The sequence below is a fragment of the Pseudomonas sp. DCB_AW genome (genome assembly GCF_026240895.1).
Classification (GTDB): domain Bacteria; phylum Pseudomonadota; class Gammaproteobacteria; order Pseudomonadales; family Pseudomonadaceae; genus Aquipseudomonas; species Aquipseudomonas kermanshahensis.
The window spans coordinates 24,064-37,806 of the sequence record NZ_JAPFCE010000032.1 but is presented as its reverse complement, the minus strand read 5'-3'; the positions used below and the strand labels follow the sequence as shown (position 1 = coordinate 37,806).

The window sequence follows — 13,743 nt, the reverse complement described above, 5'->3', positions numbered from 1 at the left end:
CTGAGGACAACGCAAGACATGGCAGCCCTGGATTGCCCTGCACAGGGTAGAATCGTCACTTACAGCACAACAGACGATCAGAGGTCCACGCGGTGGAATTGCAGCAGGGCTTTGTCCTGACCCGGCATTGGCATGACACACCCGAAGGCACGTGCGTGGAGTTCTGGCTGGCGACGGACCAAGGCCCGCGCCAGCTGCGCCTGGCGCCGCAAGTCTCGGTGGCGTTCATCGCGCAGGCGCAGGCCGAACATGCGCGCGTGCTGCTGGCCAACGAGCCGGGTGTCGAGCTTAAGCCCTTGCAACTGCGCGACTTCGATCAGCGCCCGGTGCTGGGCTTGTACTGCCGTCAGCATCGCCAGTTGATGCAACTGGAGCAACGCCTGCGCAACGCCGGCGTCGAGGTGTACGAAGCTGATATCCGCCCCCCCGAGCGCTACCTGATGGAGCGCTTCATCACGGCCCCGGTGCAGTTCACCGGCCAGCCAGACGCCCACGGCGTGCTCTGCGACGCCCAGCTCAAACCACTGCCAGACTACCGACCGCCGCTGCGCCTGGTGTCGCTGGATATCGAAACCAGCGAGCGCGGCGCGCTGTACAGCATCGCCCTCGAAGGCTGCGGCCAGCGCCAGGTGTACATGCTCGGCCCGGCCAACGGCGACAGCAGCGCGGTGGACTTCGACCTGCATTACTGCGACGACCCTGCCGCGCTGCTCGATTGCCTCAACCAATGGATGGCCCGGCACGACCCGGATGCGATCATCGGCTGGAACCTGGTGCAGTTCGACCTGCGCCTGTTGCACGAACATGCCAAGCACCTGCAGGTGCCTTTGGCCCTGGGCCGCAACGGCGCGCCCATGGCCTTGCGCGCTCACGCCAGCGGCGGCCACGTGTTCGCCGATGCCCCTGGGCGCTTGCTGATCGACGGCATCGAAGCCTTGCGTTCGGCAACCTGGAGCTTCCCGTCGTTCAGCCTGGAGAGCGTTGCCCAAACGCTGCTGGGCGAGGGCAAGGCGATCAGCACGCCATACCAGCGCATGGATGAAATCAACCGCATGTTCGCCGAAGACAAACCGTCGCTGGCGCGCTACAACCTCAAGGACTGCGAACTGGTCACGCGCATCTTCGCCCACACCCGGCTGCTCGAGTTTCTGCTCGAACGCGCCTCGGTCACCGGCTTGGCCGTGGACCGAAGCGGCGGTTCGGTGGCCGCGTTCTGCCATTTGTACATGCCGCAGATGCACCGTTTGGGCTTTGTCGCGCCCAACCTCGGCAGCCGCCCGGACGAAGCCAGCCCCGGCGGTTTTGTCATGGATTCGCGCCCTGGCCTCTACGATTCGGTGCTGGTGCTGGACTACAAGAGCCTGTACCCCTCGATCATCCGTACCTTTCTGATCGACCCAGTGGGCCTCGTCGAAGGCTTGCGTCAGCCCGACCCGCAGCACGCGGTCGAAGGTTTTCGCGGGGGGCGCTTTTCGCGCAGCCAGCACTGCCTGCCGGCCATTGTCGAGCGGGTATGGCAGGGCAGGGAGGCGGCCAAGCGCGCGGGCAACGCGCCGCTGTCGCAGGCCCTCAAAATCATCATGAATGCCTTCTACGGTGTGCTGGGTTCCAGTGGCTGCCGGTTCTTCGACCCGCGCCTGGCATCGTCGATCACCATGCGCGGGCACCAGATCATGCGCCAGACCCGCGAACTGATCGAAGCCCGCGGTTTCGATGTGATCTATGGCGATACCGACTCCACCTTCGTCTGGCTCAAAGGCGCCCATGACGAGGACGCTGCCGCGCGCATCGGCCGCGAGCTGGTGGCCGAGGTCAACCATTGGTGGCGCCGGCACTTGAGTGATTCGATGGGCCTGGAAAGTGCTCTGGAGTTGCAGTTCGAAACCCATTACCGACGCTTTCTGATGCCGACCATCCGCGGTACCGAAGAAGGCAGCAAGAAGCGCTACGCAGGGCTGGTGCAGCGCGCCGACGGCAGCGAGGAGATGGTCTACAAAGGCCTGGAGTCGGTACGCACCGACTGGTCGCCGCTGGCCCGGGAATTTCAGCAGGCGCTTTACGGGCGGATCTTCCGTGGCCAACCGTACCGCGACTACGTGCGCCAGTACGTGCAGCAGACCTTGGCCGGCGAACTCGATGAGTTGATGGTGTACCGCAAGCGCTTGCGTCGTCCGCTGGCCGATTACCAGCGCAACGTGCCGCCGCATGTGCGCGCCGCGCGCCTGGCCGATGAGTACAACACCCGCCTTGGCCGACCCCGGCAGTACCAGAACGGCGGCTGGATCAGCTACCTGATCACCACGGCCGGCCCTGAACCCTTGGAGAGCCTGCAGGCACCCATCGATTACGAGCATTACCTGAGCCGCCAACTGCAACCGGTGGCCGACGCCATCCTGCCCTTTGTCGGGGATGATTTCGCGGCGTTGACCGGCCGCCAGCTACAGCTGTTCTGAGCGCAGGCATTACCTATCTAGCGCCTCGACAAACTGCGGCTGCCTAGGCTGGCCTCTTTACCCACAAGAGGCTTTACGCATGGGCACTACACATTCGCCAGAGGATCAGGCTGGGGGCAATGCCGCCGTCCGCCCCGACATGCTGCAGCAGGACAGCGACGCGTTTCAGGATGGTTTCATCAGCAAGCGCCTGCCCCGTTGGTTGCGACAGGCGCCCATTGACCAACTGCCTGCGATCAGCCACGCCTTGGCCAAGAGCCTTGAAAGCCGTCAGCAACTGGGCGCGTTGCTGACGCGCATCGAAGGCATCGATGGCTTCGTCGCCTCCCGGCTGGAGAAGGCGCTCAGCGAGCGTTACGGGGTTACCTACAACCTGCATCGGTTGAAGTTTCTCGAAGGGCGCCGTGAACCGGTGATCAACGCCCAGCCGGTGGGGGCTCACCTCACAGAAGTGGTGTACGACGAAAAACCACTGCTTGAGGTGGCACTGCGCAACTTTACCGCCGAACAGGCCAGCGCGGGCGGCCAGCCGGCGGGCAACCGGTTGCTGGTACCGCGCTCGGGCGCGCGCAAACCGCCCACCGCCATCGCCTTTGCTGCGCTGTGCCGCGAGCTCGACCTGGGGCAGGGCTACCAGCAGCATCTGGACAGCATTCTGAAACCGGCCAATAACGAAAAACGCATCGAGACGTTGCTGGTCGATGCCGTGCGCTACGCCATGCTGGTGGACGGCTACAAGGCCCGGCAAGACAATCTGCTGGATGCCAGCGAGCTGAAATTGCTGGTGGGCATGTGCCTCGAGGGCAAGCTGCTGCGCCTGGCAGGTGACCTGGTGGTGGCCAAGCAGCTGAAGCTGCTCGGGTATGCGCTTGAGCAGGTGGTGGTGCTGGAGGTGATCGATCAAGGCCCTTTGTTCAACACCACGCGGCGTTTGCTGATGTATGTGCCGGGTGATCCGGTGGCACCCTGGAGTGCATTTGGCAGCCTCAGTGACCTCAACCGTGAACTGGGCCACCGCTTGCGCGTCAAGACGTATCAGCGATTCTTCAGCCGCTTCGTGCTCAGGCGCGACAGCCAGGCGTTCTTCGCCACGGTAACGCCCGTTTTTGATGACCTGCCGGCCTGGGCAAGTTATGACCTCGCCCCCCGTTTGCAGGCCTACCCGCCACCGCTGTTCAACAGCCTCGCACAGTCGCGTATCCGCCAGATCAAAGAGGATGCGGCAATGATCGCGGTGCCGGTGGCGCGGCTCGACCGCGATGTCCAGCGTGCCCATGACGAGCGCCTGGCTGCCGAAGGCTGGCTGCTGCTGAACCTGGCGTCGTTTTTTGTCCCGGGCCTGGGCCTGGTCATGCTCGCGGTGACTGTCTGGGAGTTGCTGGGCGAGGTTTACCATGGCATCGAGGCCTTGCAGGCGGGTGAAGCCCAGGAGGCACTCGACCATTTGACCCACGTCGCCACTGACCTTGCGGTGATTGCGGCGACGGTGGCGGGCGTTACGGTGGCGCGGCGGTTGTGGGCGCGTTCTGCCGTGGTCGATGCGATGGTGCCTGCACAGCTGGAGGACGGTACCAGCAAGCTTTGGCAGCAGGACTTGGCACCTTACCGCAGCGTCGCGCCGGGGCCTGCGGCTACGCAGGATGCCTTGGGTATTCGGCGCCATGCCGGGCAGGCCTGGATCGAAATGGACGGCCACCACTACCCTGTGGTCGACCCCGGCAGCGAGGGCCAATGGCAGCTTCGCCCGCGCAGCGGCAATGGGCCTGCGCTGCGTCACAACGGTGCTGGCGCCTGGCGGGTCTGGAGCGAGCAACCTGCGCAATGGGATGACACCCACCGAATGTTCCGTCGCCTTGGCACGCCGTTGGACAGCATGACTGACGAGCAGATCGACCAGGTGCTGGGCTTTCATGACCTGGGTGCGGATCAGCTGCGGGCCCTGCATGTGTATGGGCGTGCGCCCGAGGCCGGCATGCTCGACAGCGCCGAGCGTTGCAGGATCGACCAACGGATTCGCCAGGTGATCAGCTGCTTGCGGACGGGTGAGCCGGTCGAGGATGCCACCGTGTTGCAGCATGCCCAGCGCTTGCCGGGTGCAGCCGGTGCGTCGGACCCGCAGCTGGCCGAGCTCGCCTGGGCCCAGCGGCGCCTTTTATTGGGGCATGTGTATGACGCTGTGCAGGTCAGCGACAGCCCGGGCAGTGCCTTGCTGCGCAACGTGTTTTCGGGTTTGCACCCGCGGGCCGCGCAGGCGCTGCTGACGGCGGCCAATGGGGATGACCGACGGCGGTTGCTGCAGACTGGCCGCGTGCCATTGAACCTGGCCGAAGCGGCCAGGCGCGCTGTGGCGACCATTCGCAAGGTCAGGGTACTTGAAGCGTTGAGCCTGGATACCCCACAGAATGCCGACTTGGCGCGTGTCGCACTGGGGCTGCTCAAGCACTTGCCTGGCACTGGCCAAGGCGTGCGTTGGCGCTTGTTCGAAGGCCATCGCGGTGGGCCGCTGCTGGCATCAACCGAGGACGGCGCGCAGGCATTCGATTTGCTGCACCACGCGGGCACGTTCCAATTGCAGGATGCTCAAGCGGTGCCGCAAGGCGAGGCGGGCGAGCTGTTCGAGGTGATGGCCGCAGCCTATTCACCGTCCCAGCGGGAGGCGATGCAGGTAGCGGAGCCCTTCGCCCATAACCTCAGGGTCGTGCTGGCGCGTGAGGCCCTACGACGTCGTGCCGAACTTGAAGGGCTGCTGGGTGTGCAGCCCCCGGGAATGTTCCGCCCACCCCTGCGTTTGGCCGATGGCCGCCTGGGTTACCCCTTGGGTGGCCGTAACTCGGGTGGCCCTGGAAGGCCAGAGCGGGCGCTGGCACTGGCAGCGTCGGTGCGTGACCTGTTTCCCTCGTTCAGTGACGAACAGGTGGCGACATGGACCGACAATGTGCGGCGTTCGGGGCGCCAAGTGGAAGCGGTATTGGCCCAATTGCGTGCAGAGTACAGGGTGCTGCGCAACAGCTTGGAAGGGTGGGTCGGGGAGGCCCAAGGTGCTGAGAGGGAAGACCGTACCTGCATGCGCAACACGCTGCTCGATTGCTGGCGGCGCACCACCGACGGAGGGCAAGCGCACCTCGACACCGACCACAACTACCGCATGGTCTTGTACAACATGCGGCCTGGGGAGCTGCCGGAAATGCCAGCACAGGTCAGCTTTGCTCATGTTTCCGATGTATCACTGCTGCGCATGGAGCTGCAGGAAATTCCAGCGAGCTTCCTGCTCGCTTTCCCGCGTGCACGGTTACTGGACCTGGGGGGGAATTTGCTGACCCGCTTGCCGCAGCCGTTGCTGCAAATGCAGCACTTGCGTCAGTTGACCCTGACCAATAACCAGATCGTGTTGAACACCAGCCAGGCCGCTACGTTGGCAAGTGCCACAAGCCTCGAGTACCTCGACCTGTCCCATAACCCACTGGGTCGCGCCTTCACCTTGAATGGGCTCACCGTTCTTCGCTGGCTGAACTTGCGCAATACGGGGCTGACGCAGTTTCCGCACGGCGTGGAGAGCCGCTCAAGCCTGGTGTACATGGACATGCGCGAGAACCGCCTGACGCGGATTCCAGAGTGGTTCTATCAACTGGCACCTGGCTTTCGGCGGCGCATCAGGTTGGCCGGAAACCCGTTTGAGAACGCCGAGCTGATTCGCCTGCAGGCGGCGCTGATGGGGCCGGCCATGCCGACGGACGAGGTGCTGCTTTACGAACAACTCGAGCGTGCCCGTGCCGTTTGGGGGGATGCTGTCGGGCCGCGTTATCGGGGCCTGCTGATGGCGGCTTGGGAGTCGGTAGACATAGGGGAGCCTGCCGATCGCTTCTTTCGCGTCCTGCAGCAGTTGCTGCAGTCCGCGGATTTCCACATCAATGCTGAAGCCCTCGCCCAGCGGGTACTGGCCGTGCTGCAGGCGATGGCCCGGGAGCCGGCCCTGCGCGAAGCCTTGATGGACATCGCCAACGACGAGTGGGGTTGCCAGGACGGCGCGACCTGGTGCCTCAGTAACCTTGAACTGAACGTGCTGGTGTGGCGTGCCCGGACCGATGAGCCAGGCAATACCGAGCAGGCCTTGATTGCGTTGGGGCGGCGTTTGTGGCGCCTGGATGAGGTCGATCGGCTGGCTGTGCTGGACATCCTGAATCGCGGCGGCAACCCAGATGAAAGCGAAGTGGGGCTTGCCTATCGCCTCGGGTTGCGCGATCGCCTGAACTTGCCCATTGCAGTAGCCGACATGAGTTTTCGCCCCCTGGCAGGGGTCACTGAGGCGCACCTTGCACGGGCGCAAGCGCAAGTGCTCGAGGCAGAGACGCAGGAGGAAATCGCGCGTTCACTGGTGGACCGAACGTTCTGGCAGGGGCACCTGGAACGTGCTCACCCTGAACGCTTCGCGCAAGTGGACAGGCCGTTCCGGCGCCGCCTCGATCGCGTGCTCGACGATGAGGCGTTGACCGACGAGGCCAGGCAGGCTGAGTCGGATGCGATTCTTGCCGCGCAGCGCGCTGCCCGGCGCGGGTTGATGCTCGACATGACGCTGGCGGCATTGGAGGCCGGGCCTCCGGGCGCTGGCATCGACGTGTAACAACACCGCGTGTGTGGCGTAGCGCAGCCTTGCCAGCAGTGGCTTTGGGCTATGCTCAGTCAGGAGGCGGCCTTTTCGGCAAAGTCCGTCATCCTGATCTGACGCATGCCTGGAAATTGTCAGTTACTTTTCCTTCGCCACGCAGCTTTTGAAGTGGTTTAGGCTCCAGGTCGGATTTTTCTCCGTGATCTGTAGTCATTGGTTTATCGAGACATTAAGGAGATGTGTATGCTCGTCCGGTCACTGACCCTCGCTACCTTGCTCGCCGTCACCGGCCCACTGTTCGCCGCCGACAGCGACGCTCCACTGGCCAAGGAGCTGGGCAAGGCACGGCCTCTGGTGATCATTGCTCCCAGTTCTGCCGACCCGACATTACGTGGGTTGAACAAAGCCTTGGAAGACCCGGAAATTCAAAAAGCCTTCAAGGAGCGCAGCCTGGTGCTGTACAGCGTTGCCAAGATGGTCGGCAAGCGCGAGGACAAGAACCTCGAGCAGCAGACCACCATGGCCCTGATCCGTGAACTCAAGCTTGGCGCGAGCGTGGGTACCAAGGTGATCCTGGTGGGCAAGGACGGTGAACGGCACATGCTCAAGGATGACGCCACGGGCGAGCCAATCGACCCGCAGGCCATCCTCAAGGCGGTCGATGAGCTGCCGGCGAGCGAGAAGGCCGTGACTGCGCCAGAGCCTGTCGCGGCGGCACCTGAAACCAAGGGCAAGGACAGCAAACCGGCCAAACCCGTCAAACCTGCCAAGCCCGCAGCGCCGCCCAAGCCGCTGGAAGACTGACAGCCTTCACCCGCCACTGGCCGCAGGGGCGGGTGCTCTGTATCACACTGTATCCTGCAGGCCTACAGACCGATTCATGTACAAAATGCCGATTTCGGCGATACAACCCCGACACACCCACCCGGCCTAATGGCTCCACTTTCCAACCACAGTGGAGCTACACCATGACTCATGCACGCAACACCCTCGGCCTGCTCGGCGCCGCCCTGATCGGCAGCATGGCCTTTGGCAGCAGCGCGTTCGCTGTCGAGCCGCTGTCCCAGGGGTATCAGTTGGCTTCGGCCAAGGTGCCTGGCGAAGGCAAATGCGGTGAAGGCAAGTGCGGTGGCAGCGGCAAGGCCACCCAGGGTGAGGGCAAGTGCGGTGGCGACAAGAAGGCCAGCCATGGCGAAGGCAAGTGCGGTGAAGGTAAATGTGGCGGCGCTGGCAAGGCAGCAGAAGCCTCGTCCAGCGAAGTGACCGGTAAGTCCTGAGTTAAACCCTTGGAATGACACAACGCCCCTCCTGCTGGTCAGGCGGGGCGTTTTGCATGTTGTGGAGACTTATCGATGACGACCACACCCTTGCTTGTCGGCCTTGGCCTGCGCCGTGGCCTGATGGCTGAATTGCTTACGCTGGAAGACGGTGCCGTGGATTTTCTGGAGTGTGCGCCAGAAAACTGGATTGGGGTCGGAGGCGCCTATGGCAAAGGCCTGGCGCAATTGACCGAACGGTTTGCGCTGGCCTGCCATGGGCTGTCCTTGTCCTTGGGCGGCAGCCTGCCGCTGGACCGGGGTTTGCTGGACCAGACCCGGCGCTTTCTCGATCGCCATCAGGTACGCCTGTACAGCGAACACCTGAGCTATTGCAGCGATGACGGTCACCTCTACGACCTGATGCCGATCCCCTTCACGCAAGAAGCTGTGCATCACGTCGCCGCCAGGATTCGTCAGGCCCAGGACCACTTGCAGCGGCGTATCGCCGTGGAAAACATCAGCTATTACGCCGCCCCGTACCAGGCGATGAGCGAGCTGGACTTCATTCGCGCCGTGCTCGACGAGGCCGACTGCGACCTGCTTCTGGACGTCAACAATGTGTTCGTCAACGCCTGCAACCATGGCTACGATGCGCAGGCCTTCCTTCAGGGGCTGCCGCCGGCACGCGTCGTCGCCATGCATGTGGCGGGTCATTACGACGAGGCCCCGGACCTCAAGGTGGATACCCATGGCGCACCCGTAAAGGAGGATGTCTGGTCGTTGTTCGCGATGGCCTGCAAGCATTTTGGCGCACAGCCGACAACGCTCGAGCGAGACTTCAACTACCCGCCCTTGGCCGAGCTGCTCGAAGAGACTGACCGCATTCGCACGGTGCAGCGGGAGGTGTCGCATGAGCGAATTGTTGCGTGAACAGCAGTTCTCGCTGGCGCGGCATCTGCGAGATCCGCTGCGGCATGCCCCACCGCCTGGCATCGAGGCACGCCGGCTGAAGGTTTACCGTGAACTGTTCTATGGCGCCATCGAAGGCCTGCTGGCCGGCAGCTTTCCGGTGCTGCGGCAAACCTTGGGCGAGCCGCGCTGGCATGCCCGCGTGCGGGATTTTTATGCCAACTACCGCAGCCAGACACCCTTGTTCACCGAGATCGCCGAAGCGTTCATCGACTACCTCCAGGGCATCGAACTGGATGCTCCGTGGCAACTGGAGCTTGCCCACTACGAGTGGATCGAGGCCCAGCTGTACCTCAGCGATGCCGAAGACCCGGCTCATGACCCACAGGGTGACCTGCTGCAGGGGGAGCCGCTGCTGTCGTGCACGGCCAGGGTATTGGCCTACCGTTGGCCAGTTGACCGTATCGGCCCGGATTATCAACCGCAGGAGGCACCTGAACCCACCTTGCTGCTGGTCTACCGCGACGCCGGGCTGCAGGTACGCTTCGCTCGCCTGGCACCCATGGCTTACCGCTTGCTCACAGAGGTGAGGGGTACTGGGCTGGCGCGTCTGCACGCATTGGGTGGGGATCAGGAGCAAGGCTTGGCACTGCTGGAGAGCCTGCGCGCGCAAGGCATTGTCATCGGTACAGCCTGAGATAAAAAACGGGCTCGGCGCCTACTGGCCCCGAGCCCGTTGCTATTTACGCGTCATGCCCTGGCTGCGAGCCGCGCGTTGAGCCAGTGGTCAAGGCTCAGGCGGCCGGCCCCCTTGAGCAGCAGTGGCAGCAGTGCCACCAGGTAGATCAGCGGCAACTTGAAGTTGCCGAAACCCTGGTCGGTGATGGCATAACCCTGCGCCAGCTCCGCCAGGCTCGACCACTGTGCTGGCCAATGCACCGCAGCAATGGCCACCACAGTGATGACCATGAGCCCGGCCGAGGCCAGCCGTGTGCCCAGGCCAAGCAACAGCAGTAAAGGCAGCACCAGCTCGGCCCACATCGACAGTTGCCAGTTCAGCGCTGCTGGCAGTGCACTGAACGGGAAGGGGAAGCTGGACTGCAGGTCGCCGAACCAGTTGGTGCCGTTGTATTTTTCCAGACCAGACTCGAAAAACTCCCAGGCCAGAAACAGCCGCAGCGGCACGTCGGCGCTCCAGTTTCCGATCCGGTCAATGTGGCTGAAGGGGTGGGTAAATGCCGTCATGTTTGGACGTGTCATCGGTTTAACTCCTGGCGTGCCAATGTGTGGCCGGGAGTGTGGAGCGGTGGCGTATCGACAGTGTGTCGGCGGAGGCGACAGTGTGTATCGGACTGTAGCGATCGGTTGCGTAAGGCGGCATCGCTATCACGCGTAAGACCTGGAGGGGCGACATGCCGGTGGCACTCACTTCAACTCGATCTGTGCACACAACCCGCCGCCTTGGCGATTGCTCAGGGTCAAGCGCCCACCCATGGCCTGGGTCAGTTGCTGCGCGATCGCCAGCCCCAAGCCCGTGCCTCCGGTACTGCGGTTACGCGAGCTTTCTACCCGGTAAAAAGGCTTGAGCACTTCATTGAGCTCATCTTCCGGAATCCCCGGGCCGTCGTCGAGTATCCGAATCCGGGTGCATCCTGGTTCACGGCTGACCTCCAGCTGTGCTTTACCCGCGAACTTCAAGGCGTTGTCCACCAGGTTGACCAACACCCTGCGCAGCGCATGCGGGCGGGTTTCCAGCAGGCCGTCGGCGTTGCCGTGGCGTTCGACCTGGGCGCCGCTGTCCTGGTAGTCGAACACCAGGCTGTCGAGGAAGGCATCCAGGTTGATTCGGCATGGGGCTTCGGTGTTGATGTCCATGCTGCGGGCATAGGCCACACCTTCGCGTACCAGGTGCTCCATGGCATCCAAGTCGTGCCACAGCTTGGCTTTCTCGACCCCCTCGTCCATCACTTCGACCCGCAATTTCATGCGGGTGATGGGGGTTTGCAGGTCGTGGGAGATCGCCGCCAGCAACTGCATGCGCTCCTTGAGGTAGGCCGCGATGCGTGCCTGCAAGGCATTGAAGGCAACGGCGGCGTACTTCACCTCGCGCGGGCCGCTCTCGTCCAGTTGCACACCGGGTTTGTCCGGGTCGAGGTTGTCCACGGCCTGCGACAGGCGGGTGAGCGGGCCGATGGCCAGGCGCACTGCCAGCCAGGTGCACAGCAACAGCACGGCCAGCTGAATCAGCAAAACCACCGGCAGCCAGCGGGCGATCGGTACGGGGGTCGGGGTAACGTCGATGGTCAGGGGCGCGCCATCTGCCAGGTTCAAGTGCACCTGAAAATGCGCATTGGGGCCGGGGATCTCCTGGAAGGTCAGGCGAAAGTCGTCGCCAATGGCTTTGACGATCGACTCGGCGGCCATGGGCGGGTCGCTGGTCGGCATCGCCTGGCCATCCTGGCCCTGGTCAAGGTGGTAGCGGTAGGTACGCCGCTCCAGGCGCGGCAGCCAGGCGGTACGTTCGGCGGCGGGCAGGCGGTCGAGGATGGCGACGGAAGTGGCAACGTCCTGTTCCAGGTTGCTGAGCATCATCGAGCGGCTGCTGATGTAACGCTCGTAGGCTTGCAGGCCGAACGACAACCCATAGGCCAGTACCAGGCCGGTGAAGAAAATCAATGCCAGGCGCGAGGCCAGGGTGCGGGGCCATTTCATGAGGGCGACCCGAGCAATTGCACCGGCAGCGAGAACACGTAGCCTTCGCTGCGCACGGTCTTGATGCAGCTGGGTTCGCGGGCGTCATCACCCAGGCGCTGGCGCAGGCGGCTGACCAGCAGGTCGATGGAGCGGTCGAAGATGTCTGCTTCGCGCCCTTGAGTCAGGTTGAGCAGTTGCTCGCGGCTGAGCACCCGCTGCGGGTGGTCGAGAAATACCCGCAGCAGCCGGTACTCGGCGCCGCTCAGGGCCACCAGGGTGTCTTCACTGTCGAGCAGGTGCCGTGCGGTGGTGTCCAGGCGCCATTGGCCGAAGGCCAGCAAGCGGCTGCTTTCACTGATGGTCAGGTTCGGCGGCAGCATGCGCGTGCGGCGTAGCACGGCATTGATGCGGGCCAGCAGTTCGCGGGCGGAGAACGGCTTGGTCAGGTAGTCGTCGGCGCCCATCTCCAGGCCGATGATGCGGTCGGTTTCGTCGTTGCGTGCGGTCAGCATCAGCACGGGCGTGTTGCGGTGTTTGCCGGCACGCAGTTCACGGCACAGCAACAGGCCATCGTCGCCGGGCATCATGATGTCGAGGACGATCAGGTCGACGCTGTTGGCTTCGAGAAAGGCGCGCATCTGCCGGCCATCGGCAACGATGCTGGTCCGCAGGCCGTTCTTCTTCAGGTAGTTGCCGACCAGTTCGCGGATCTCGCGGTCGTCGTCGACGATCAGGATGTGATCGACGTGTTCCATGCGCAGCGTTCCTGTATGGGGTGGGGTTGGCGCAGTGTACCGAGCGTAATCGCGCTTGCCTGCGGGGTTTTGTATTGCAGTGTATCTGGCGTTTGCAGAGATACAGGAGGAAGCAGATCACAGGCTCGGGTGACACATATGGGATACCTGGCGGCCGTGTAATGGCTCTCGACCGGGGAGTAACCCTCCCCACCTAAAGCGTTACACAGGAGAGTTGCCATGAACCTCAAAGCCTTCGCCAGCGTCAGCCTGTTTGCCGTGTTCAGTTTCGGCGCCATTGCCGCTCAGGCCGCCACCACCGCGATGAACGATGCCAGTGTGATGCAGTACCGCTACGGTGATCATCTGGATGTGAAGAAAGTCCTGTCGGTGCAGGATGACCAGGGCAACACCTGCGGCTTGGTCAACACCCGCATGGACTACCTCGATTCCAAAGGTCAGCATCGGAGTGTGGAATACCGCTCGTACGCCACCGGCGGTTGCCATGAGAATTGATCGCCGCCTGATGTTGAAGGTGGGCGGCATTGCGCTGGCCCTGACAGGCCTGGGCCTGGCGGGCTATCTGCAGGCCCGCGACAGTTACGGCGCCATGCCGTCGCTGGCGGGGGCCAGCCAGTGGTTGAATTCGCCGCCACTGGATGCGCCGGCGCTCAAAGGCAAGGTGGTGCTGGTGGACTTCTGGACCTGGGACTGCATCAACTGCCAGCGAAGCCTGCCGCATGTGAATGACTGGGCACGGCGTTACGCCGACCAGGGGCTGGTGGTGGTGGGCGTGCACACGCCTGAATATGACTACGAGCATGACGTCGCGACCTTGCGCGACAAGGTAGCTGCGCTGGGGATCGGTTACCCCGTGGCAGTGGACAACGATCACCAGGTGTGGAATGCCTGGGGCAACCAGTTCTGGCCGGCGCATTATTTTGTCGACCGCACAGGGCAAGTGCGCCACGTGCATTTTGGCGAGGGGGATTATGCAGGGCAGGAACAGGTGTTGAAGGCCTTGCTGGATGAAAAGGGTTGATGCGCCTGTGCCGGCCCTTTCGCGGGGCAAGCCCGCGAAAGGGCCGGTG

Annotated in this window: 10 protein-coding genes and 1 pseudogene; 8 read left to right on the top strand and 3 right to left on the bottom strand. The window is 63.5% G+C overall.

Going from position 1 to position 13,743, the window contains the following annotated elements:
• Positions 1-92 precede the first annotated feature (92 nt).
• From OO306_RS17575 to OO306_RS17550, 6 genes and pseudogenes are all read left to right on the top strand, one after another.
• Complete coding sequence (locus tag OO306_RS17575) at positions 93-2,453, top strand: DNA polymerase II (protein WP_265969472.1); 2,361 nt, start codon at positions 93-95, stop codon at positions 2,451-2,453.
• A gap of 139 nt (positions 2,454-2,592) precedes the next feature.
• A complete protein-coding gene (locus OO306_RS17570; protein WP_323055833.1) occupies positions 2,593-7,071 on the top strand; it encodes an NEL-type E3 ubiquitin ligase domain-containing protein in 4,479 nt (1,492 codons plus the stop codon).
• A gap of 228 nt (positions 7,072-7,299) precedes the next feature.
• Positions 7,300-7,860, top strand: a complete 561-nt coding sequence (locus OO306_RS17565; RefSeq protein WP_265969470.1) for a DUF4174 domain-containing protein — start codon at positions 7,300-7,302, stop codon at positions 7,858-7,860.
• A 32-nt stretch (positions 7,861-7,892) separates the two neighbouring features.
• Positions 7,893-8,285, top strand: a pseudogene (locus OO306_RS17560) (calcium sensor EFh); the annotation flags it as partial.
• Between the two features lie 123 nt (positions 8,286-8,408).
• Complete coding sequence (locus tag OO306_RS17555) at positions 8,409-9,245, top strand: DUF692 domain-containing protein (protein ID WP_265969469.1); 837 nt, start codon at positions 8,409-8,411, stop codon at positions 9,243-9,245.
• Positions 9,226-9,921 (top strand): DUF2063 domain-containing protein, encoded by a 696-nt coding sequence (locus tag OO306_RS17550; protein ID WP_265969468.1) that lies wholly within the window; start codon positions 9,226-9,228, stop codon positions 9,919-9,921. Before OO306_RS17555 ends, OO306_RS17550 begins: the two co-directional genes overlap by 20 nt.
• A 53-nt stretch (positions 9,922-9,974) precedes the next feature.
• Here OO306_RS17550 and OO306_RS17545 read toward each other — a convergent pair whose 3' ends face one another.
• The 3 genes from OO306_RS17545 to OO306_RS17535 all read right to left on the bottom strand — a co-directional run bounded on the left by OO306_RS17545 (position 9,975) and on the right by OO306_RS17535 (position 12,673).
• On the bottom strand, positions 9,975-10,484 hold the full coding sequence (locus OO306_RS17545; protein ID WP_265969467.1) for a DoxX family protein: 510 nt from the start codon (positions 10,482-10,484) through the stop codon (positions 9,975-9,977).
• Between the two features lie 165 nt (positions 10,485-10,649).
• The gene (locus tag OO306_RS17540; protein ID WP_265969466.1) at positions 10,650-11,936 is read right to left on the bottom strand and encodes a HAMP domain-containing sensor histidine kinase; all 1,287 of its coding nucleotides are present in this window, start codon (positions 11,934-11,936) and stop codon (positions 10,650-10,652) included.
• Positions 11,933-12,673: a response regulator gene (locus tag OO306_RS17535; protein ID WP_099429879.1), complete on the bottom strand. Its 741-nt coding sequence runs from the start codon at positions 12,671-12,673 to the stop codon at positions 11,933-11,935. The genes OO306_RS17540 and OO306_RS17535 overlap by 4 nt, the downstream gene beginning before the upstream one ends.
• A 219-nt stretch (positions 12,674-12,892) precedes the next feature.
• Here OO306_RS17535 and OO306_RS17530 point away from each other — a divergent pair, with 219 nt between their 5' ends.
• Both OO306_RS17530 and OO306_RS17525 read left to right on the top strand, forming a co-directional pair.
• Positions 12,893-13,168 (top strand): DUF2790 domain-containing protein, encoded by a 276-nt coding sequence (locus OO306_RS17530; RefSeq protein WP_252827350.1) that lies wholly within the window; start codon positions 12,893-12,895, stop codon positions 13,166-13,168.
• Positions 13,169-13,178: 10 nt separating this feature from the next.
• Positions 13,179-13,694, top strand: coding sequence for a thioredoxin family protein (locus OO306_RS17525; protein ID WP_265969477.1), 516 nt, complete (start codon positions 13,179-13,181; stop codon positions 13,692-13,694).
• Positions 13,695-13,743: the final 49 nt, after the last annotated feature.